Here is a 22,032-nt window from a genome sequence, read left to right as displayed (position 1 = left end):
CTGCACGGCGGTTCGTCGCAGCCCGCCGAACAGGTGACCCGCGCCACCGGCCCGGTGTCGTCATTCAGATTATTCGATGGATTGTGAGTGGGTGGGCGGCCAGACTGCGGGGGCGCCCGTACGGGGACCGGGCGCGCGGACGTCGGCCATGGCGACGGTGCTGCCGGTCCCGTGCGCGCGCACTCGCCGATGCCAGACCAAGGGAGAGCCGTGCGCCGCAGAGCCCGAAGTAGACGCCTCGCCGCCGTCGCCACCGTCCTCACATTCGCCCTCGCGGGCGTGGGGGTTGCTGGTGCCTCGGCGGCCGCACCCGTGCCGTCCCAACAACCAACCGACCTGATGCTGCTCGTCGATGGGTCCTTCTCACTTACCGACGCCGACTGGCAGGTGCAGCTCGAGGGCTTCGCCCGCGCGGTCGAGGATCCGCTGGTCTTTCCTCGCTCGGACCGGGTCGCCGTCGGGGTCCTGCAGTACTCCGGTACCGATGTGGCCAAGGGCACGCGGTTGGAGATTCCCCTGACCCGGCTCACCGACGACGAGGCGGTGAAGGCCTTCACCACCAGGCTGCGGTCCATTGAGCGGCTGAATGACGTCTCCAACCCGGGTGACGCCGTCCACGCCGGCGCCGACCACCTGGCCACCGCCGGCCGGTCTGGCACGACGTGGTCGATGTGCATGTCCACCGACGGCGAGCCGAACGCCGGTGAGGGCCTCGCCGACGCCGTCGCGTACGCCAAGAACAAGGGTGTCGACCGGTACAACGTGCTGGCACTCACCAGCGGCGTCTTCACCGAGGAACAGGCCCGCGCGGTGTACGGGCCGCACGTCTTCGGCGGCGGCCGGGTGAACGCGGCGCGGAGCATCGCCGAGTTCAGTTCGCTGATCTCCGGCTGCCTGAACTACGCACTGGACCTGGCTGCGATCGAGGTCAACCAGGCCGTTCAGGACTGGCAGAACAGCGTTCCGTTGATCCGGGCGAAGTCCACCATCGTCCGGACATTCTTCAAGACGGTGGACAGCCAGGAGGTACGCACCAGCGGTCGGCTGCGCGGATACCGGGACGGCCAGGAGCTGCCCGGCAGCCCGTTGACCCCGATCGACGCGACCGAGATCGTTGTCGGCCCGGACGCCGCCGCCGGCCGCGAACGGTTCTCCGGCAGTCTGAACTTCTCGTTGCCGGCCATCTGGACCACCGGGCGCGTGAAGCTGGTGCCGGAGCTGCCCGGCGGGGTGCGCTGCGAGGGCGGTCGGTGGACCGCCGACTGTGGCACCGAGGTCGAGTTCCGGCCCGGTGGGAACTTTCGGGTGAGCCTTTTCGCTGCCAGTTGGAACGAGAACGGCACGGTACGGGAACCCAGCTTCGCGGACCTGTACGAGCAGTACCAACGCATGCACGACGTGTTCCCGGTGAGCAACGCGAGCGCCTCGTTCGAGACGCTCAACCTGGACGGACGGCCCGCGAACGACGACGAAGGGCTGGAGGAAGTGAACAGCCAGCTCTGGGTCGACTGGTGGACGGACTTCCGTTCCGGCACCTACGACACGAGGACCATGTACCACGCGGCGATCCTCGGTGACGGTGGTGGCGGTCTGGCCATGGGGATCGGGAGCCCGATCTCCTCCGGGTGGCTGTCCGGTGCCGAGGGCTTGTACGGCACGGGGTACGCCCGCAACCGGGGCGCGCACGAAGTGGCGCACTCCCTCGGCCGGGAGCACATCGTCAACGCCGACCAAAACGGCCGCACCTTCCCGGTCCTCGGCGCGAAGCGAGGCTGGTGCGGCGAGGTCGCGGGGACGTTCACCGACGACTACCCCTACTGGACCGGCACCAGCCAGGGCGACCGGCCGACGCTCGGGCCCAACGGCGACCGGGACCGGGAGATCTGGGGCGTGTCAGCGCGGTACTTCGGTGACCGTGAGGGGTTGGCGATCACCTCGCCGCACACCACCTACCCGATGATGAGCTACTGCAACTCCACGAGGGGAGACAGCCAGGGGCGCTGGATCGACGTCCGGGACTACCAGGCGCTCTACGAGGGCCAGCTCGGGCCGGACGCCACCGCGGTCGCCCCATCGCGCGCGCCGGCCGTGGCGGCGGAACCGGCCTCCGTGGTGCTGCGGGGTCAGGTCGACACCGCCACCGGCACCGCCACCTTCCGGCCCACCATGCCCGCCTTCGGCGTCACGGCTGCCGCGGACGACCCGGAGGGAGGCTATGAGCTGCGGGTGCTCGACGCGGACGACCAGGTGCTGCACCGAGTGCGCTTCCAGCCCCGGTTCCCCGAGGCCACCGACGAGCCGCCGGGCGGCGACGGGCGGGATGAGCCGACCGTCGGCACGTTCGAGGTGGCCGTGCCTGCGGTGCCCGAGTCGGCGGCTCGCGCGGTCGTCGTGCGCGACGGCCAGGTGATCGGTGCCCTGGCCGCCGAACGGAAGAAGCCGGACGCCGACCGGCCGACGGCAGCCGTGGACCGCGACGGCGAGACCGTCCGGTTGAGTTGGAAGGGGCGGCATGCCGGCCCGCACGCGCCGACGTACACCGCGCAGTACAGCGCGGACGGCGGTGACAGCTGGCGTACCTACGCGGCCGACACCGGGGCGACCGAGGCCAGCGCCCCGCGGTGGATGGTGCCCGGCTCGCCGGCGGCCCTGGTCCGGGTGATCGCCTCGCACGGGCTCGATGCCACGGTGGTCACCTCCGAGCCGCTCGCGATTCCCGACGCGGCACCCCAGCTGGCCATCCGGAACCCGGCCGACGGTGCCGCGTACCACGGGGCACAGACGATCCGGCTCGACGCCGGGGCGTACGACGCGGAGACCGGCCTGCTGGCGGATGACGCCGTGAGCTGGCGGTCGGACCGTGACGGCGAGCTCGGCTCCGGCCGGATCCTCATGACCCGCGCCGACCAGCTGAGTGAGGGTGCGCACCGGATCAGCGCGACGGTGACCGACGCCGCCGGCCAGACGGTGACGCGCGAGATCACCGTCAGCATCTCCCGGCTGCCCGCGCCGACTCCGCGGTACGAGTTCGGTGGCTTCCGGCCGCCGATCGACCCGGACGGGCTGACCGTCGTCGAGGCCGGTCGAATCATCCCGGTCAAGTGGACGGTCGGGGGCGAGGAGCCGGGCAAGTCGGCCGTCGTCTCGGCGACCTTCGATACGCCCGGTGCCGACTACCGGTGGATCTCGACCCTCGGGTCGTACCATCTCAACGTCGACACCCCGCGCTCCTGGGCCGGCAGCCGGCACCGGCTGACGGTGACCCTCGCGGACGGCACCCAGCACAGTACGGAGTTCGAGTTCCAGTGAGCGACGATGGGGCACGGAGGCCGGTGGCGCTCGTCGCCACCGGCCTCGGTGCCGCCGTATTCATCGCCGCCTTGGTGACCGCCGGGCTGTGGGCCACCGGCCGGGGCCCGTTCGGCGAACCGCGTCCGCAGGCCGACGAGGTGCTCGGCACGATGCGCGACGCGTCCGACCAGTCAGACGGCGGGGGATCGCCCACCCGGGGCGGCACCATACTCGCGGTGCCCGCGACCGCGGTGCCCGACTTCTGGCGCCGGACCAGCGCGGGCGTCGCCCCGGCGGCCGACCAACTGTCGTACGCCCAGTTCACGGTGCCGACGTCCGCGGTGCCGGCCGTCGGCGGGGTGCCCGGCGCCGTCGAACGGGGCGGCCGGTTCTCGCTGCGACCCGTCGCCCCGGCGACGTACCTGCTCTGCTACGCCGCCGGCATCGGCGCGGAAGGCTACCAGGTGCAGGGCTGCCGTGAGGCGTCCTTGAGAGTGCCTGGGCGGATCGACGCACGCCGGGGTGAGGCCGGCTTCCGGGTGAGCGTCTCCGCCGATTGAGCCGAAGGTCAGCCAGCCCCGGTACACCAGAGGCCGCCCGGTTAGCACGTCAGAAGGGACACCTCGTTCCGATCACCGCTTACCCCAAGCGGTTAAGAGGTGAACCCCGAGACGGTCAACAGTTCCCAACCGGATCTCTTCGAGGACCTCGGCGGCCGCGACGGCTTGCGCCACCCGGCCGTGCACCGTGGCGATGTGGTCCGGCCGGGCCCGCCGCACGTCGGCGTGTCCCTTACCGAGGAATGCTGGAGGCGGATCCAGCGCCGCGATCTCCAAACCATTCTGCGTGGGGGATGCCCTCTGCTGCGAGTCGCGTGGCGCGAGTGGTCAGGTGGCGGCGCTCTGGCAGGCTGGTGGCGCGTCGGGCGGCCTCGCGGTAGTCGGCTGCGGCGGCGGTGTGCTCGCCTGCGAGTTCGAGCAGATGCGCGCGGGTCGCGAGGAAGCGGTGGTGACGCACCAGCCGGTTGTCGGATTCCAGCGCTGCCAGCAGAACCAGCCCTGCTGACGGGCCGTACACCATGGCGACGGCGACCGCACGGTTGAGCGTGACCATCGGACCCGGCGCCAGCTGCTCCAGCAGGTCGTACAGGGCGAGGATCTGCGGCCAGTCGGTCGCGTCCATGTTCTCGGCCTCGTCGTGGACAGCGGCGATGGCCGCCTGCACCTGGTACTGGCCGACCGGGCCCCTGGCCAGGGCCTCGGTAACGAGTGCGACCCCGTCGCCGATGAGCTTCGGGTCCCAGGTGCTGCGGTCCTGCTCGTCGAGCGGCACCAACGCCCCGTCCGGTGTCGTACGGGCGGGTCGCCGCGCCTCGGTGAGCAGCATCAGGGCCAGCAGCCCGGCCACCTCACTGTCGTTAGGGAGCAGCCGTCGCAGCCACTTGGTGAGCCGGATCGCCTCGTCGGACAGTTGAGGTGCGGTGAGGTCCGGGCCGGTGGTGGCGGCGTAGCCCTCGTTGAAGAGCAGGTACAGGACGTGCAGGACGGCGCGCAGTCGCTCGGCGCGTTCGGGCCCTTCGGGCATCGCGAAGGTCGTACCGCTGGTTCTGATGCTTTGTTTTGCTCTGCTGATGCGTTGTGCCATGGTCGCCTCCGGGACCAGGAACGCGGCAGCGATCTGCGCGGTGGTGAGGCCGCCGACCGCGCGCAGGGTCAACGCGATCTGGCTGGGCGGCGACAGCGCCGGGTGGCAGCACAGGAACAGCAGGGTCAGTGAGTCGTCGCGGTCGGCGCCCCGATCGGCGTCCGCCGGCCGGCCCAGCAGTTCCGATTGCGGGGTTGCGGCGACGATCGCGTCCTCGCGCCGCCGCCGGGCTTGGTGGCTGCGCATCTCGTCGAGCAACCGGTGGGAAGCAACGGTGACCAGCCAGCCGCGAGGGTTGTCCGGAATGCCTTCGGCGGGCCACCGCATCGCGGCTCGAAGAAGCGCCTCCTGTGTCGCGTCCTCGCACGTGTCGAACTGCCCGTATCGGCGAACCAACGCGCCGAGGACCTGCGGCGCCAGCTCGCGCAGCAGGTCCTCGACGCCTCTGTCAGGAATCACAGGTCGGCGGCCGCCTCGTGCAGGACTGGCCACACCTCGACCGGCTCGACGTCCGCCCACGGCATGTCCGCCGCGATTTCGTACGCCCGCTCTTCGTTCTGGCAGTCCAGGAGGTAGAGGCTGGCGAGGTACTCCTTCGTCTCCAGGTACGGCCCGTCGGTGACCGCGGGGGGACCGTCCGTGCGCCGCACCAGGCGGGATGCTGCGGCGTCGGCCAGGCCGTACGCGCCCAGCAGTTCACCGGTTTCCTGGTATTTCCTGTTGAACGCGTCCTGCTTGGCGATCTCCGCGGGCCAGGTCTCAGCCGGGATCGCGCTCCACTTCTCCTGGTTCCCGTAGATAAGCAGCATGTACTTCATCAGGCTCATCCTTCCGGTCCGCGCACCGTCGGCGCGCTTTCACTTTGCAAACGGAGCCGGCACGCCACCCTCGACATCCCTACCAGAAATTTCTGTGCCGACGATGTCGAGCCCAGTGTCACCGCTCCGTCTGTCTCACGAAGGCAGCCACGACTGAGGGAGAACCATCATGGGTAGCACCCCGATCCCGTCCACCGACGTCCTCGCCACCCGGCCGGTGTGGCTGGTCAGCGTGCTGGCCGGACTGGCCGCAGCCATTGCGACCGAGCTCTACGGCCTGGCCGCCCGTGCGGTGGGAATACCGATGGTGGCGGGGAACATCGGTGCGTCCGTCCCCGGGCCGATCACCACCGGCATGTTTGCCATGGGCACGGTGACGTCGGTGTTCTGGGGCACGATCCTCGCGGTGCTTCTCGCCCGGTACTCCCGCCGCCCGGCGCGCACCTACCTATGGACCACCATCGCGCTGACCGCGGTGTCCATGGCCGGGCCGTACCTCGCCGGCGCCACAGCGGCGTCCACCAAGGTGATGCTCGCCTTGGCGCACATCGTCGCTGCGGCGATCGTCATACCGCTCGTCAGTAGCCGGCTCAGTCACGTCCCCGGCCGTGTCGACCCGGCCGAGGCGGCGTCAGGGCAGGGATGAGATTCGGCGGCCGCCGCTTATAGACACGGACGTATCGCCATCGACCGGCTCGGCTACCGGCCGAACCTCGCCACCCGGCAGCTGCGCACCGGGCGCACCGGCTGGCTTGCCCTAGGTGCTCCCGGCTGGAGCCACCGCCGGAGCCTATACCGGTCCAACCCCTGACCCTCGTCCGACCAGGCGACGGCAAACCGATGTGAACCCGCACGGCGGCCAACGGTCGCCGGCCGTACACCCGCCGTTGGCCGACTGCGTTTAGCTTTCGCTGGACCGATCCAAATCCACCCGAAAGTAGAGCAATATGAGCGCAATTCTCATCAAGATCGGCGTGGAGGTCCTTGCCAGCGTGCTGGTGGGCCTCATCGTGACGCTCGCCAGGCGGGCGTTCCACGCCGCCTGACCGCTCAACGCACCCGCGAGATCTGCGAGTCGTTGGCCGGACGCTTCCGGCGCCGGAACGCCGGCACATGGCGGGCCAACTCTGCGCCACAGGTTGGCGTTTGACCAGCAGACCATGCACGACAACGACGGTGGGCCGCGGCCAATCTCCGACCCATTGACGATCATGTCGACCGGCGCTCGTTGAGTGGTCGATCGTCGCCGGCTTGGGGCTCTCCCACCTTCCGAGCGATCCGTTCGATGGCGACCAGGTCCTCCGCGTCCAGCCGGTCGATGAAATGGTGCCGTACCGAATCGACGTGGGCCGGTGCGGCGTTGCCGAGTGTGTCCAGGCCGTGCTCGGTGAGTACGAGGAGGCAGCCTCTGCCGTCGGTCGGATCGGGTGAGCGCCTCAAGAGACCACGCGCCTCCATCCGGGTGGCGTGCCGGGACAACCGACTGCGTGACCAGCCCATCTTGTCGGCCTGTTCTCCCAGGGTGCTGGTGTGGTCGGGCCGCTCCGACAGCGTGCTGAGTACTTCGTAGTCGGGTTCGGAGAGCCCGATCGCAGCCAGGTCGCGGGCCGTGCCGGTCCGAACGGCGACCATCACGCGTAGAAACGCCCGCCACGCGCGCTCCTCGTCAGGTTTCAACCAGCGTACGGCCCCAGCTGACGGTTTCGTTGACATGTAATCAACCTAGCACCTACACTTCGTTTCCATGTCAACGAAACCGATGCGCGTCCTTACCCTGGTCTGCAGTACCCGTCCGGGTGCCCTCGGCCCCGTCGTCGGACAATGGCTGCTCGAGACCGTCACCCCTCGTGCCGCGGAACTCGGCGTCGAGCTTGTGCCGGTGGCCCTCAGTGATCTGAACCTGCCGTTCCTGGACGAAGAAGAACACCCATCGTCGGGCGTGTACCAGCATGAACACACACGCCGGTGGAGCGCGGTCGCCGACTCGGCCGACGGGTTCATCGCGATCACACCGGAGTACAACTACGGGATGCCAGCGACCCTGAAGAACGCGCTGGACTACCTCAGCCGCGAATGGGCATGGAAGCCGATCGGTTTCGTCAGCTACGGCAACACGTCGGCGGGAACCCGGTCGGTGCAGCACGCCAAGCAGGTGGTGACCACGCTGCGCCTGGTTCCGGTGGGCGCCACGGTCGCGATCCGTATCGGTGACGCACTGCAGAACGGGCGACTGCGACCCGACGCTGCCCGTGACAGGGCGGGTGTCGGTCTGTTGGACGAACTGGTCCGGGTCGCCCACGCCCTACGGCCGATGCGGGAACGCGCACGGCCCGGGGCTTTTTACGGCCCGCTGCCGGGGTCCTACGCGAGACGACTGACCCCCGACGACGCGCCCCAGGTCACGGTACTGCAGCGGTGCTGCTGGGTGGACGAGGCCCTCGTCAACGGCACCATGGCCATACCGGCCCTGCACGAGTCGCCGGACCAGGTGCACGAATGGCTGGCGACCTGGCACACCACAGGCATCTGGCTGGACGGCCGACTACTGGGCATGGTGCGGACCCGTCGTAGCGGCACCGACTGGCACGTGGGTCGGCTCGCCGTCGTGCCTGATCTGCGAGGCCAGGGGCTGGGCCGGTGGCTGCTGCGTACAGCCGAAGCCGCCGCCGACTCCGATTGCCGCCGAATCGTGCTGGTCACCGGTACCAAGAGTCTGCGGAACATCGACCTTTATCGCAGCGAGGGATACCAGTCGGCAGCAGTTGCCAGCTCTGACGGAACCACCTGCCTTACCAAGGACCTGTCCGGTGAGGCGGGGCTGACGACGTCGGCCGATTGAACCCACGGAGGTCTGTTGAGCCGAAGTCGGTCTGCCCTGCTCGCCGTTGCTAGGCAACCCTTGCAGTCCTCATGAGGAGGATTCGTGCCCTCCACCTAGATCCCGGCGCCGTGCTCGGCACCGTGATCGATCATCCACCGCCCGGTCGACGACGCCACGAAGATCCTTCCCGCCGCCGACCGGGTGCGCATGGATTCCCCGCTGGCTGTCAGCTGCAGATCAGGTCGTCCAGCAGTGCCATCTCCCGCTGCGTGACCGCCGGTGCCCGGTCCGGGTCGGCCAGCACCGTGGTCCGGTAGAAGACCGCCGAGCGGTGCCCGTCCGGGGTGACCGCGTTGAGGGTGCTCACCCCGGGCATGTCGCCGAAGTGCGCCCAGTAGCCGCCGCACCGGTTGGGAATCCACATGATGCCCAGCCCGTACGCGATTCCGGGCCGGATCTCCTGGACCGATTCGGCCAGCACGGTTTGGTGCAGCTCGGCCATCTGTCCCGGCCGCAACAGCTGGCCGCGCTCCAGTGCCTGCCAGAAGCGGGCCAGGTCGTTGGTGGTGCTGACCAGGCCGCCGGCCGAGGCAGCCACGGTCGGATTGAAGACGGTCGTGTCGACCAGCGGCCCGCCCGGCGCGAACTGCTGGTATCCCTCGGCGTGGGGCTTGGGCAGGGTCGGCCGGTCGCCGGGGTAGAAGGTACGGGTCAGGCGCAGCGGCATCAGGATCCGGGAGCGCACCTCGTTGTACCACCGGTGTCCGGTGACCCGTTCGATGAGCATCCCGGCGATGAGGTAGTTGGTGTTCGAGTAGCTCCAGTGCGTGCCGGCGGCGAACAGTGGCGGGTGCTGCATCGCCATCGCCACCAGTTGCGCCTCGGTGTAGTGGTCGAACCGGTGCTCCAGGAATTCGTCGGCCGATTGCAGCGCGGGGAGGTCACCGGTGGGGTCGTAGAGACCGCTGGTGTGCTGCAGGACCTGGCGTACGGTGACGTGCCGGCCGTCGTTGCCGTTGCCGCCGACCACACCGCGCAGCCATTGTTCGATCGGGTCGTCCAGCCTGATCCGGCCCTCGCCGACGAGCTGAAGCAGTACCACCGAGACAAAGGTCTTTGTCTCGCTGCCGATTCGGAAGTACCCGTCAACCGGCATCGGCGCGCCGGTGTCCAAGTCGGCGACGCCGCTGCGGGCCACGGTCGTCTGTGCGCCGTCGCGGACCAGGCCCTGCGTCCCGGATACGCCGAGGCCGTGCAGATCGTCGAGGCCGTGCTGTAGCACCGTGGCCGTGGACCGGTGATCCAGGGCCGGCGGGGCGGCCCACCCGGCCCCACCGCCGACCGTGGCGGTCAGCACCGCGCCAACCGTCGCGGCCGCCACGAATCTCCGCCACCTCGCCGTTCTCCGGACTGCGGAACGTGCGTTCACATCGAGGCTCCTCTCGGAAAAGTGTGCCTCGACCGTATGAAGGTCGCCGATGGCTGCACCAGCCGGAGAACCCGAAGCCCGACATGGGGCTACCCCCCCTACCCGTACCTCTTCGGCACTCCTGGACAGGACCGGTTCTGGTTCGTCTGGGACGAGCTAGCGCTCGGTGCCGTCGGCGCGGTGGTTCTCGCTGACACCCGCCGTCTGGCCGACTGCGTCCGTCATGCCCTGGTACCTCCTGGTTGCCGTACGATCGGCGCCATGTCCGGGCCGACTCCGCACTCGTGTGAACAGACCTGCGTCGTGTGTCCCGCCCAGCAGCTCGGGCCGGGCGAGTTCGACGTGGCCGACCGGCCGGGACCCGACTTCGCGTACCGCCCGAACCTCGGGTGGCGCGCCACCACCGACGGCGTCGGCGTCCACCCTTACCGGGTAAGCCTTCCACCCGGCCGGTACGCCTCGGCCGGCGAAACGATCCCTGACCAGGCGCCCCGGCCGGCACCGACGCCGGAGGCTCTGGAGCTGCCCGCCGACGTGATGGATCTGGAAGGCTGGATCGTCGCCGTGCTGCGGGCCGCACCCGTCGACCAGATCTTCAGCGCGTCCGCCCGTGCTGAACGGCTGGCTACAGAGCGGTTCGGAGCGAAGGCGACGGTGGCGGCCCTGCGACGGGTGCTGCCGATGGAGTTGGCTGCCCGCTTACCCCAGCCGTGACGGGCTCCGACTGATCAAAGACGGCCGATCCGGCAAAGCTCGCAGCCCTTGCCACAGACAACAGGGCCGCTCCATGCAGCCGCCAGAGGACGTCACCGTGGGCGACCCGTACTCTCTCGCAGGAGTACGGCTGTAACTGGTGCTGCGTGCATGAGCGTGCGTTCGAATATGACGCGCAAAACCGCACGGGGGCAGAAGCCGCGGCGTCGGGGACTCGTTGGCGACTGGCTCCGGGGTCATTTGACGCGGCGATGAGCAGGTAGGCTGCCGCCTCATGGCACGCAGGTTCGAGGCGATCGTATGCACGGATGTGACGTTGCAGGCGGCGGCGGAGGTCGGCGAGCGGCTGCGAGAGTGGTTGTTGCGGGAAGAGATTCTGTTGCCGGAGCTCAATGCGGAGCAGGCGCATCCGGCGGGATCGCAGGCCGTGCAGACCATCACTTGCTCCTGTGGGCAGGCAGGGGTCGACGGGGATTTCCCCGGCGCGGCGAAGCTCATCATCGGCCGCAACATCTACTGGTCTGAATGGGGCCACAACCTGCACTGTCCGGTCTGCCAGTACGCCTTCGAGCCAGAGGATGACGAGGCCTTGGAGGCTATGGCGCAGTGGGAGCGCGGGGAGCCGGCGGGCGAGGTTGGTTGTCCAGATTGTGGGTTACGTAGGCCGCTGACCGACTGGGACAGCGACTGGGGCTACGGCAATCTCGGGATCGAGTTCTGGGATTGGCAGCCTTTGGCGTATTCGTTCGTGCACCGAGTGGGCAGGCTCACGGACTCTCGGGTCACCGTCGCCCACGGTGGTCGCGGCTGACACACCTTGAAGCAGGTTTCCATCCGCTATTCCAGCCCGAACCACCGGCCGCATTGCGCGCTGGCGACCCGGCTTCTCCTTTGTCGGGGACTCGGCCGTTGCGCCAGCCTCGCGGTCCGGTAGTGCGCACCGACGATCTTGGCGGCTTCGGCGCGGATCCTCGTACGCGGGGCGCCGCGTCAGCCGTGCACCAGGTGCCGAGCGGCGGAGGCGATGTGGTCGCCGTCGATCCCTGCCCAGGCGAGCTGCTCCTTGCTGGACCCGGATCCCGGCATGCCGCGTACCGCTAGATGGACGAGGGACGGCAGGGCGCGCCCGCCGGCGACGAGGCTGTCCTTGACCGCCGAGCCGAGGCCGCCCTCGGCGCGGTGATCCTCCGCCACGACGATCCGTCCGGTGGTGGCCGCCGCAGCGGCGATGGCCCCGCTGTCGATCGGCTTGACCGAGTAGCAGTCGACGACCCTGGCCCGGATCCCCTCGCCCGCCAGGGTGTCTGCGGCCGCGAGACAGGCGTGCAGGGTGACGCCGGCGCCGACGAGCGTCACCTCGTCCTGGTCGGACGAGCGCAACGTCTTGGACCCACCTACCGGGAAGCTCTCTCCGTCCGGGTAGAGCACCGGGTACTTGCCGCGGGTGGTGCGCAGGTAGCTGATTCCCGGAAGTACAGCCATCGCCTGAGTGAGGGCCACCGTGCTGGTCGCGTCGCTGGGGTAGAGGACCGTCGAGCCGTCCAGCGCCCGCATCATCGCGAGGTCCTCGAGCCCCATCTGGGACGGTCCGTCGGGGCCGATCTCGACGCCGGCGTGCGAGCCGACCAGGCACAGGTCGACCCCGGAGACGGTGCCCATCCGGATGAAGTCGTACGCCCGGGTCAGGAACGCGGCGAAGGTGGATGCGAAGGGGCGGTAACCGCGGACCGCGAGCCCGGTCGCCGCGGCCACCATCTGCTGTTCGGCGATGAACATCTCGAAGTACCGTCCGGGGTGGGCGCGCGCGAACTCGAAGGCGTACGTGGAGTTGCTGACCTCGCCGTCGAGGGCGACGATGCGCGGGTTCTGGGCGCCGAGCGCGACCAGGGCGTCGCCGTACGCCTTGCGGGTGGGTACCTTCTGGCCCAGGTCGTACCGGGCGGGCGTCGCCGGTTCGGTCGGTTGGGTGGTGACGGGCCGGGCCGCCGGGCCGCTGCTGGGGCTGGAACCGTCCACGGAGGACGGCTCGGGCCGTGGCCCCCGTACCGTCAGGTGGCGTTCGCCCCCGAGTTCGCGGATGGCCCGCTCCGCCATGTCGGGCGGGAACGGCTTGCCGTGCCAGTCGTTGCTGTCCTCGACCTCGGAGAATCCGCGTCCCTTGATCGTCCGGGCCAGGATCACGGTGGGTCGGTCCCCGCTCGGGTCGGCGGCCGTGGCCATGGCGTTGTCGATGGCGTTCAGGTCGTGGCCGTCGACGACGAGCACCCGGGCGCCGAACGCCTCGGCCCGGCGTGCGTACGTGTCGAGGTCCCAGCCCAGGTCGGTGGCGCCGCGCTGGCCGAGCCGGTTGACGTCGACCATCGTCACGAGGTTGGCGAGCTGGTAGTAGGAGGCCTTGTCCAGCGCCTCCCAGATGGAGCCTTCCGCCATTTCGCTGTCTCCGCAGAGCACCCATACCCGGTAGGGCCGCTTGTCGAGGTACTTCCCGGCGAGGGCGATTCCGACGCCGTCGGGCAGCCCCTGGCCGAGCGAACCCGTGGCGACGTCGACCCAGGGCAGGGCGGGTGTGGGATGGCCCTGCAGGCGCTGCCCGAACCGGCGGTAGCCCTGCATCAGCTCGTCGTCGGAGATTGCTCCGGCCGCCTTGAACAGCGAGTACAGCAGCGGGGAGGCGTGCCCCTTCGACAGGATGAGGTGGTCGTTCTCCGGCGAGCGGGGGTCATCCCAGTCGTACCGCAGGTGCCGGGTCAGCAGCACGGCGAACAGGTCGGCAGCGGACATACCGGAGGTCGGGTGCCCGGACCCGGCGCTGGTGCTGGACCGGATCGAATCGACCCGTAGCTGGGCGGCCACCTCGGCGGCGATGTCGAGGCCGATGGTGGCGGTGGGCGCGGTGAGGGTCACGATGCCTCCTGTTACTGCGCGAACCGGATGCTGCCGCCGCGCTTACCCCCGTCGGCCTCGATCAGACGTCGGTCGGCCCGCCGTGCCCGTGTACGCCGATCCTCAGGGGTCCGGGGCGGCGAATGGCCGGCGAGCCGCCGGGGGCGGGCGGGTCATCAGCACCCGCCCGCCCGTTCCCGACCCTCTCCCGACGCGTCCCATCGGACAGGTCGCGGGTCAGCTGCGCACGAAGGAGAGCAGATCCTTGTTGACCCGGTCCTGAAGCGTGGCGGTCATCCCGTGCGGCGCGCCGGGGTAGTAGATCTCCTGGGCGTTCGCGACGAGTTGGGCGGTCTTGTGTGCCGAGTCCTTCACCGGGACGATCTGGTCGTCCTCGCCGTGCATCACCAGGGTGGGGATGTCGAACTTGGCGAGGTCGTCGCGGAAGTCGGTCTCCGAGAACGCCTTGATGCTCTCGTACGCGTTCTTCAACCCGGCCTGCATGCTCCAGAGCCAGAACTGGTCGAGGATGCCCTTTGTCACCTTCGCGCCGGACCGGTTGGCCCCGTAGAACATCTGCGCCAGGTCCTGGTAGAACTGCGACCGATCCTGGAACAGTTGCGCGCGCATGTCGTCGAAGACGCTGATCGGTAGGCCCTCCGGATTGTCCGGGCCCTGCACCATGATCGGTGGCACTGCGGAGATGAGCACCGCCTTCGCGACTCGGCCGGTGCCGTGTCTGCCGATGTAGCGGGCCACCTCGCCGCCGCCGGTCGAGTGCCCGACGAGCGTCGCATCGGTCAGGTCGAGTGCCTCGATCACCGCGGCCAGGTCGTCGGCGTACCCGTCCATGTCGTTGCCGGCCGAGGCCTGGCCGGAGCGGCCGTGCCCCCGGCGGTCGTGGGCCACGACCCGGAACCCGTTCTGTGCCAGGAACAGCATCTGGCCGTCCCACGCGTCCGCGCTCAACGGCCATCCGTGTGAGAACGTGACGACCGGCCCGCTTCCCCAGTCCTTGTAGTAGATCTCCGTGCCGTCCTTCGCGGTGATGAACCCCATGCCTTCCCCCCACCTGGTGAGCCGGTGACCGACGTCCGACGACCTCCGCCATCGGTTCACGCCGTGCCGGGCGTACTCAGCCCGTCCACGCGGTGGTTCCCCATCCGCCCGGCTTTTCACGAGCGGGAGTGCGACTGAAGTTTCGCCATGTCCTTGACGCGCGGATTGCCGGTTGCTGAGATACGCGCTCAGCGGATTGTCACCGACTCCCCGACCGGGATGCGCGTGTACTCGGTGCCGCCCTTGAAGTCCAACCAGCCGTCGACGTACTCCTGGCCGAGTTCGTTGAGCGTGGCGTCGTGGATCGGGAAGGCCCGTTTCGGTCGCACTGCCCGTACGAAGTCCAACGCCTCGCTGAGCTTGAGCCAGGGTGCTGCGGCCGGTACGAGCAGGGTCGCCACCGGTGACGGCGGGACGAACAGTGAGTCGCCTGGGTGGTAGACCGTGCCGTCGACGACGAAACCGACGTTGGCGCAGCCGGGCAGACCGTCGTAGATCTCGGCGTGTGCCCCGCCCACGACGTCAACGGCGAACCCGGCCGCCGTGAACCGCTGCCCCGCATCGACGGCGACCGCTGCGCTGCCCAGCTCGGGGGTTGACTCGATCGCCGCCGACGGCAGGTACACCCGGAACGCGGAGTTGCGCTGACTCGCCGCCACGAGCTTGGCGATGTCGAGGTGGTCGGGGTGCTCGTGCGTCACCAGCACCTCGTCGACCCCGTCGAGCGCTTCGGCCTCCGAGAACGTCCCCGGGTCGATCACCAGTACCCGGTTGTCCGCCTCCAGGCGCACACAGGCGTGGCCATATTTGATCAAGTGCATGCGCCCACTATGGCAGGGACGACCCGAAGGCGCGCCCGGCACCGCAGCGGAAGCGTGTGACGAGGTGCTGCCAAGGTGACAGTCGCGTAACGGGCACTTCTCAACAGCGCGTTGTTGATCTTAGATTTCGGCGACCGTCACCACCGTGGCAGTCGGCATCGAATGTGGAGGGCAACTACGTGCCACAAGTGAACCCATACGTGCCCGGTCGGGTCAGACGCCGCCTCGTCGGTATCGTGGCCGCCGTCGCACTGACCGCGACGGGCCTGGCGAGCGCACCGGGGACTGCGGCAGCGGCGGGCGTGCCGGCCAGTAGCGGACCGCCCGCCCGCTACCTCGTGCAACTCGCGGATGCGCCGTTGGCCACCTACGCCGGCGGCGTAGCGGGCCTGGCGGCGACGAAGGCTATCCCCGGTGGCAAGCTCGACCGGAAGTCCGGCAGTGCCAGGGCCTACAAGGAGTACCTGCGCCAGAGGCGTGAGTCCGTGCTGACCGGCGCGCGGGTCCCCGCCGGCAAGGCCGACGTCGCCTTCGACACCGCCTTCAACGGCTTCGCCGCAGAATTGACCCGTACGCAGGTCGCCCGGCTGCGCGCCACCCGAGGCGTACGAGCCGTGTACGAGGACGTGCAGGTGCACGCCAACACCGCGGGCACGTCGGATTACCTCGGGCTGACGGGCCAGCAGGGCGTGTGGCAACAGCAGTTCGGTGGGACCAGCCGCGCCGGCGAGGGCGTCATCATCGGCGTCATCGACAGCGGGTTCTGGCCGGAGAGCGCCAGTTTCGCTGCGCTGCCCACCCCGCGTCAGGACCAGGCGACCATCGACGCGAAGTGGAAGGGCACCTGCGACGTCGGCATCGAGGCCCCGGTCACCTGCAACAACAAGGTGATCGGGGCGCGCTGGTACAGCGGCCTCGCCGACCTCTTCCCCGATGAGTACTCCTCGCCGCGTGACCGCAACGGGCACGGTACCCACACCGCAAGCACCGCGGCGGGCGACTACGGGGTGCCGGCCACGATCGGCGGCCAGGCCATGGGCGCGATCTCCGGAGTGGCGCCGGCCGCCCGGTTGGCGATCTACAAGGCGCTCTACGACAACGGCGCCGGCTCGGCGAGCGGCAGCGGCGCGGACATCGTCCACGCCATCGACGACGCGGTCGCTGACGGCGTCGACGTCATCAACTACTCCGTCGGCGACGACTGGGAGAGCTTCACCGCGATCGAGGAGGCGTTCTTCAACGCCGCCGCGGCCGGCGTCTTCGTGGCCGCGGCAGGGGGGAACGCCGGCCCCGAGGCCGCCACGATCGACAACTCCATGCCGTGGGTGACCACCGTGGCGGCGAGCACCACGAACCAGCAGTACAGCCGGACGCTCACCCTCGGCGACGGCAGGACCATCACGGGCGTAGGTGTGGGCGCCATCGGCGTCGGACCGGCCCCGCTGGTCTCGGCCAAGGCCAGCGCGGTGGATCCCGGTGCCGGCCAGGGTGCGGAACTGTGCCAGGACGGCACTCTCGACCCGGCGAAGGTCAAGGGCGCGATCGTGTTCTGCAAGCGCGGGGTCACCGACCGGGTCGCGAAGAGCGCCGCCGTGGCGAAAGCCGGCGGCATCGCGATGGTGCTGTACAACGACGGCGTGAACTCGCTGGACGCCGACCTGCACGCGGTGCCCACGGTGCACATCACCGACACCGCCGCGCGTCCGATCGCCGACTACATCGCCGCCGGCGGTGCGACGGCGACGCTCTCGGCGGGCTTCCTGACCTCGGTCGAAGCGCCGGAGATCGCCGGGTTCTCCTCGGCGGGACCGTCGAACTTCAACGGCGGCGACCTGCTCAAGCCGGACATCAGCGCGCCCGGCGTGAACGTCGCAGCGGCGTTCTCCCCGGCGATCGGCGGGCAGAACTTCGCCCTCGAATCGGGTACGTCGATGGCCGCTCCGCACATCGCGGGCATCGCCGCCCTGCTGCGAGCCCAGCACCCGAGTTGGTCGCCGTCGGCGATCCGGTCGGCGCTCATGACGACCGCGGTGGACACCACGGACAAGGGCAACCCGATCAAGCTGGGCGACGCGGACGCCACACCGTTCAACTACGGTGCGGGCGAGGTCCACCCGGGCGACGCGTTCGATCCGGGTCTGGTGTACGACTCCACCGAACAGGACTGGCGGAAGTACCTGTGCGGGCTGGCCGCGAAGGGCTACCCGGTGCCCGCCGACGACTGCGCGACGACCGGTGCGATCGAGACGAACCAGCTGAACTATCCGTCGATCGCGATGGGCAACATGGTCGGTACGCAGACCGTAACCCGTACCGTCACCAACGTCGGTGACCGGGCCAGCACCTACACCCCGGAAGTGCGGGCACCCGAGGGCTACGCGGTCGAGGTCACCCCGGCGAAGCTCCACGTGCGGGCCGGCGGCACCGCGACTTTCAAGGTGGAGATCACCAACAAGGCCGGTGCGTTCGACACCTGGGCCGACGGCTCGTTGACCTGGCGCGACGAGTTGCAGCACCACGTCAGGATCCCGCTGGTCGTACACAACACCGGGTTGATCGCCCCCGACGAGATCACCGGCATCGGTACCTCCGGCAGCTTCTCGATGACCGCGCAGGTCGGCTACCGAGGCGTCCTGGCCGCGCAGCCCATCGGCCTGACCGCGGGAACCAGCACCACGACCACCCTGCACGGCGACGTGCCGCTCTGGGACTCCCGCTCGCCGGACAACCTGCCGGTACCGTTGCCCGCGTCGCTCTACCGGGGCACGGTGCACGTACCGGCCGGCACGGTCAACCCGCAGATCCTGGTGACCGCAGCGAACCCGGGCTGCACCGAGATCGACTGGGGTGCCGATCCGTTGCCCCCCTGCGCGGATTTCATGATCGACGTCTACGACGGCACCGGCAAGGTGGTGAGCGCCGTCTACGGCGGCCGGAACGGCGCCAACGTGGTGCTGCCAGGCGCCGGTGACTACACGCTGGTCATCGAGCAGCTCTACACCCTCAACATGCCGGTCGGCCAGGAGGACAACACCTACACCATCACCACTCTGCTGCCCGGGGCGCCCGGTAGCGCGGACGGCAAGCTGACCATCGCTCCCGAGAACCGTGCCGTGCAGGCGGGCGCCAAGGCGGATCTGACGCTGCGCTGGTCCGGGCTCACCCCGGGCCGTCTCTACATCGGCGCGCTGGTGCTGGGCAACGGCGACGGCCCGCTCAAGATTCTGCCGATCGCAGTGCGGTCGTAATCCGCGCGCTACGCACCGAGAGCAGGGCGGGTCGGCGAGGTGCCCAGGCACCGGCCGGCCCGCCCTGCCGTATCTGGGGCCGCCGACGCCGGTGGGACCGGCCTCGCTGCTCCGCACCTCGTCGATGCCGGCTGTCGCATAGGCGGGCTCGCGGCAGCGAGGTGTTCCTGGCCCGCTGCGTATGGCTCTGATCCGCGCCATGACGGCATCGGCATCAATCATCTCGTTGACCCGGCGGTACGGCGTTGTTAACGTTAACAATCTGCGTCCATTTGAGAGAGAGCCGGAACCGCCAGATTAAGGAGAATCAATTGAAAATGCGACAGAAAAGGTCGCGCTTCGGGCTGAGATCGAAGGGTCGAGGTGTCGCGTGCCTGGCGCTGGGTGCGCTTCTCTCGATCTCGTTCGCACCGACGCCCTCGCAGGCGGCGGCGGAGGGGCTCAACGAGGGTCTGGTGCACCACTTCGCCCTCGACGAGACCAGCGGGACGACGCTGGTCAATTCGGGTAGCGCGGGTTCGGCGGCGAACGCCACGCTCGTGAATCCTGAGAAGGCGACCTTGACCGGGGAGGGAGTCAGGTTCAACCCCGACACCTACGAGAGCGCCCTCAGTGGTGCGTACGTGGCCCTGCCGCAAGACATCACCGCCGGTATGTCGAACCTCACCGTCGACTACGACGTGTGGATCGACCCTGCGAACGTCGGCGAGCACCAGATGTGGGGCTTCGGCGCGAAGTCCGGCTCGTGCGACGTCGACACCGGCGCCCAAGGCTCCATCTTCGCGTCGAACACCCAGCGGTTCCGCGTTGCGGTGGGTTCGGCGAACCTCCAACAGAACCGGGTCCGCATGCCCGAGGGAGCGTGGACGCACGTCACCTACACCCAGTCGCTGAACGCGAACGGTACGAGCTGGACCGGCAGGCTCTACCTCGACGGCGTGCTGCACGCGACGTCGACGAACCTGACCACGCCACCATCGGTGAATGCGGCGGGGACCAACTGCAACTTCCTCGCCCGCTCGCAGACGTCGGGCCACTACTCGTTCCGCGGCACGCTCCGGGACTTCCGCGTCTACGACCGGGCGGTGAGCCTCGACGAGACGATCGCCCTGGCGCAGCGCACCGTGGCCGACGGCGTCCGCGCCGACGCCGACGCCATCGATCTGGGCCTGACCAGTGCGATCGTACGTGACATCACGCTGCCGAAGGTGGGCTCGGTGGCGGGCTCGGCCATCACGTGGACGAGTTCGGACCCGTCGGTCGTCGCCGTCCAGACCCCGCCACCCGTCACCAGCGCACGCAAGGTCGCGGTGACCGGCCGGATCACCCGACCCGCGCAGGGGCAGCCGGACGCGACCGCCACGCTCACGGCGACTGTCCGCAAGGGCGTCGACGAGGTCACCACCCGGGAGATCCCCGTCGTGGTGAAGGCCGAGTTCGACGACGCGCAGGCGGTGGACCGCGACAGGTTCGACCTGACCCTGTACGACACCGACGACCTGCGCGGAAACATCAACCTGCCCGCCATCGGCGAGTTCGGATCCAAAATCACTTGGAAGTCGTCCACCGAACTCGTCACCCCGACGGGTGCGGTGACCCGCCCGGCCTTCGGCCGTCCGGATGTCGCCGCCACCCTGACGGCGACCATCACCAAGGGCTCGGCCTCGCAGACGAAGTCGTTCCCGGTCACCATCACCGCCATGCCCCGGTCCGAGGAGTACGAGCGGTACTTCATGGGGTACTTCAAGGGCGAGGGAATCGCCGACGGTGAGCAGATCATGTTCGCGACGTCCAACGGAAACACCGCTCTGGACTGGACCGGTCTGACCGGAGGCTGGCCGTCGCTCGTCTCTCAACTGGGCGACCAGGGCCTCCGTGACCCGCACATCGTCCGCTCACCCGACGGCGACACGTACTACATGATCGCCACCGACCTGAACTGGTACGACCAGGGCGGGTACGCCATCAACGACACCCAGTACATCGAGGTTTTCGAGTCGCACGACCTCGTGCACTGGACTCCTCAGCGGCACGTGAAGGTCGCGCCCGACAACGCGGGCAACGCCTTCGCGCCCGAGTCGCTCTGGGTCGATGAGATCGGCGCGTACGCGGTGTTCTGGGCACAGTCGTTGTGGAACGACCCCGTGAACCGTACCGGTCAAGGGAACGCGCAGATGTGGTACACCACGACGCGCGACTTCCAGACGTTCTCCGATCCGAAGGTCTGGCAGAACCCGGCCCCCAAGTCGCGGATCGACACGACCGCGATCCGGGTCGGTGACCACTACTACCGCGTGACCAAGAACGAAGCCGGCAACCAGGGCTCGGACATCTTCTCGGAGAAGCACACCGACTTCCTGGACAGCAACATCGACAACTGGACGCTGGTGGCTCCGGCTCTGGGGCGTACGACCTGGGTCGCCAACCAGGGGTACGAGGGGCCGGTCATCTTCAAGGCCAACCCTGGTGACACCTCCTGCCCCGGCCAGTTCTACCTCTGGGGCGACCGCTACACGAACGGCGGTGGCTACCAGGCCGCGTGCCACGAGAACATCGAAGCTACCACCTGGAACGCCAAGGCGATCACGATGACCAACGCGGGGGTCGTCCGTCCGCGTCACGGCACCGTGATCCCGCTGACCCTCCGCGAGTGGAACGACATCCGCAAGATCCCGAACAGCGACGTCTCGACCACCACCGAGGTTGCTGTGGAGCCGTACGCGAGTGGGGCGCAGACAACCACGGCCACCGCCACGGTCAAGGCGGCTGACGGGTTCGAGACCGGCGGTCAGGTGCGGTTCAGCCTCGGCTCGTGGTCGCAGCTCGCCTACCTGAACGACGGCGCGGCCACGGTCACGCTGCCGACGGGTCTGCCGGCGGGCGCCCGGACGGTCAAGGCCGAGTACCTCGGGTTCGACTACCTGAAGGCGTCGGAGGGGACGGCGTCGTTCGAGGTGCCTTCCGGGCCGGCCGCCGTCAAGGTCCAGGCGAAAGCCGCGCCGGCGTCGGTCGTCCGCGGGGACACGTTCAGCCTGAACGTGACCGTTCGGCCGGCGGGCGGGCAGAGGCAGCAGGCGCCGACCCCGACCGGCGAGGTCACCGTCACCTTCGGCGGCACCGTGCAGGTCGTGCCACTGGTGGAGGGCAGGGCCGTCGTCGCGCTGCCGACCGCCGATCTGCAGCGCGGGACGTACCGGGTCCACGTCGCCTACTCCGGCAACCCGACCTATCAGCCCCACGCCGCCGATTACCAGAATCTGACAGTGCGGTAGCCAGCATAGAAAGGATCTTGATCCACAGGTCG

General features: G+C 69.2%; 15 protein-coding genes and 1 pseudogene. 9 read left to right on the top strand and 7 right to left on the bottom strand.

Going from position 1 to position 22,032, the window contains the following annotated elements; all coding sequences use genetic code 11:
- Nucleotides 1-339 precede the first annotated feature (339 nt).
- A complete protein-coding gene (locus tag BXA10_RS25405; protein WP_076473366.1) occupies nucleotides 340-3,309 on the top strand; it encodes a PxKF domain-containing protein in 2,970 nt (989 codons plus the stop codon).
- Nucleotides 3,306-3,851, top strand: coding sequence for a hypothetical protein (locus BXA10_RS25400; protein WP_139338138.1), 546 nt, complete (start codon nucleotides 3,306-3,308; stop codon nucleotides 3,849-3,851). Before BXA10_RS25405 ends, BXA10_RS25400 begins: the two co-directional genes overlap by 4 nt.
- 232 nt (nucleotides 3,852-4,083) lie before the next feature.
- Here BXA10_RS25400 and BXA10_RS25395 read toward each other — a convergent pair whose 3' ends face one another.
- Complete coding sequence (locus tag BXA10_RS25395) at nucleotides 4,084-5,394, bottom strand: RNA polymerase sigma factor (RefSeq protein ID WP_084753248.1); 1,311 nt, start codon at nucleotides 5,392-5,394, stop codon at nucleotides 4,084-4,086.
- Nucleotides 5,391-5,753 carry a YciI family protein gene (locus tag BXA10_RS25390; protein ID WP_076473364.1) on the bottom strand — a complete coding sequence of 121 codons (363 nt, stop codon included), beginning with the start codon at nucleotides 5,751-5,753 and terminating at the stop codon, nucleotides 5,391-5,393. Before BXA10_RS25390 ends, BXA10_RS25395 begins: the two co-directional genes overlap by 4 nt.
- 169 nt (nucleotides 5,754-5,922) lie before the next feature.
- Between BXA10_RS25390 and BXA10_RS25385 the strand changes: the two genes are divergently transcribed.
- Nucleotides 5,923-6,399 carry a DUF6069 family protein gene (locus BXA10_RS25385; RefSeq protein WP_076473363.1) on the top strand — a complete coding sequence of 159 codons (477 nt, stop codon included), beginning with the start codon at nucleotides 5,923-5,925 and terminating at the stop codon, nucleotides 6,397-6,399.
- A 563-nt stretch (nucleotides 6,400-6,962) separates the two neighbouring features.
- On the opposite strand, the gene BXA10_RS25380 is transcribed toward BXA10_RS25385, so the two are convergent.
- The gene (locus BXA10_RS25380; RefSeq protein WP_076473362.1) at nucleotides 6,963-7,466 is read right to left on the bottom strand and encodes a MarR family winged helix-turn-helix transcriptional regulator; all 504 of its coding nucleotides are present in this window, start codon (nucleotides 7,464-7,466) and stop codon (nucleotides 6,963-6,965) included.
- A gap of 46 nt (nucleotides 7,467-7,512) precedes the next feature.
- On the opposite strand from BXA10_RS25380, the gene BXA10_RS25375 reads away from it, so the two are divergent.
- A complete protein-coding gene (locus BXA10_RS25375) occupies nucleotides 7,513-8,592 on the top strand; it encodes a bifunctional NAD(P)H-dependent oxidoreductase/GNAT family N-acetyltransferase (RefSeq protein WP_245828494.1) in 1,080 nt (359 codons plus the stop codon).
- A gap of 208 nt (nucleotides 8,593-8,800) precedes the next feature.
- Here BXA10_RS25375 and BXA10_RS25370 read toward each other — a convergent pair whose 3' ends face one another.
- Nucleotides 8,801-9,955: a serine hydrolase domain-containing protein gene (locus BXA10_RS25370; RefSeq protein WP_175649310.1), complete on the bottom strand. Its 1,155-nt coding sequence runs from the start codon at nucleotides 9,953-9,955 to the stop codon at nucleotides 8,801-8,803.
- Between the two features lie 153 nt (nucleotides 9,956-10,108).
- On the opposite strand from BXA10_RS25370, the pseudogene BXA10_RS25365 reads away from it, so the two are divergent.
- The 3 genes and pseudogenes from BXA10_RS25365 to BXA10_RS25355 all read left to right on the top strand — a co-directional run.
- Nucleotides 10,109-10,219, top strand: a pseudogene (locus tag BXA10_RS25365) (ATP/GTP-binding protein); the annotation flags it as partial.
- A 45-nt stretch (nucleotides 10,220-10,264) separates the two neighbouring features.
- The gene (locus BXA10_RS25360) at nucleotides 10,265-10,717 is read left to right on the top strand and encodes a hypothetical protein (protein WP_076473408.1); all 453 of its coding nucleotides are present in this window, start codon (nucleotides 10,265-10,267) and stop codon (nucleotides 10,715-10,717) included.
- A gap of 274 nt (nucleotides 10,718-10,991) precedes the next feature.
- Nucleotides 10,992-11,528, top strand: a complete 537-nt coding sequence (locus tag BXA10_RS25355; RefSeq protein ID WP_076473359.1) for a hypothetical protein — start codon at nucleotides 10,992-10,994, stop codon at nucleotides 11,526-11,528.
- Between the two features lie 179 nt (nucleotides 11,529-11,707).
- Here BXA10_RS25355 and BXA10_RS25350 read toward each other — a convergent pair whose 3' ends face one another.
- From BXA10_RS25350 to BXA10_RS25340, 3 genes are all read right to left on the bottom strand, one after another.
- Nucleotides 11,708-13,621 (bottom strand): transketolase, encoded by a 1,914-nt coding sequence (locus BXA10_RS25350; protein ID WP_139338137.1) that lies wholly within the window; start codon nucleotides 13,619-13,621, stop codon nucleotides 11,708-11,710.
- Nucleotides 13,622-13,837: 216 nt separating this feature from the next.
- Nucleotides 13,838-14,659 (bottom strand): alpha/beta fold hydrolase, encoded by an 822-nt coding sequence (locus BXA10_RS25345; protein WP_076473357.1) that lies wholly within the window; start codon nucleotides 14,657-14,659, stop codon nucleotides 13,838-13,840.
- 188 nt (nucleotides 14,660-14,847) lie between these two features.
- Nucleotides 14,848-15,480 (bottom strand): MBL fold metallo-hydrolase, encoded by a 633-nt coding sequence (locus BXA10_RS25340; protein ID WP_076473356.1) that lies wholly within the window; start codon nucleotides 15,478-15,480, stop codon nucleotides 14,848-14,850.
- A 236-nt stretch (nucleotides 15,481-15,716) separates the two neighbouring features.
- On the opposite strand from BXA10_RS25340, the gene BXA10_RS25335 reads away from it, so the two are divergent.
- Together BXA10_RS25335 and BXA10_RS25330 are read left to right on the top strand one after the other, a co-directional pair.
- Complete coding sequence (locus tag BXA10_RS25335; RefSeq protein ID WP_175649309.1) at nucleotides 15,717-18,728, top strand: S8 family serine peptidase; 3,012 nt, start codon at nucleotides 15,717-15,719, stop codon at nucleotides 18,726-18,728.
- A 317-nt stretch (nucleotides 18,729-19,045) separates the two neighbouring features.
- Complete coding sequence (locus BXA10_RS25330) at nucleotides 19,046-22,000, top strand: immunoglobulin-like domain-containing protein (protein ID WP_084753246.1); 2,955 nt, start codon at nucleotides 19,046-19,048, stop codon at nucleotides 21,998-22,000.
- Nucleotides 22,001-22,032: the final 32 nt, after the last annotated feature.

The organism is Micromonospora avicenniae, assembly GCF_900156065.1.
Classification (GTDB): domain Bacteria; phylum Actinomycetota; class Actinomycetes; order Mycobacteriales; family Micromonosporaceae; genus Micromonospora; species Micromonospora avicenniae.
Note: the sequence above shows the minus strand (reverse complement) of the source record. Positions and strands in the feature narration are given on the sequence as shown.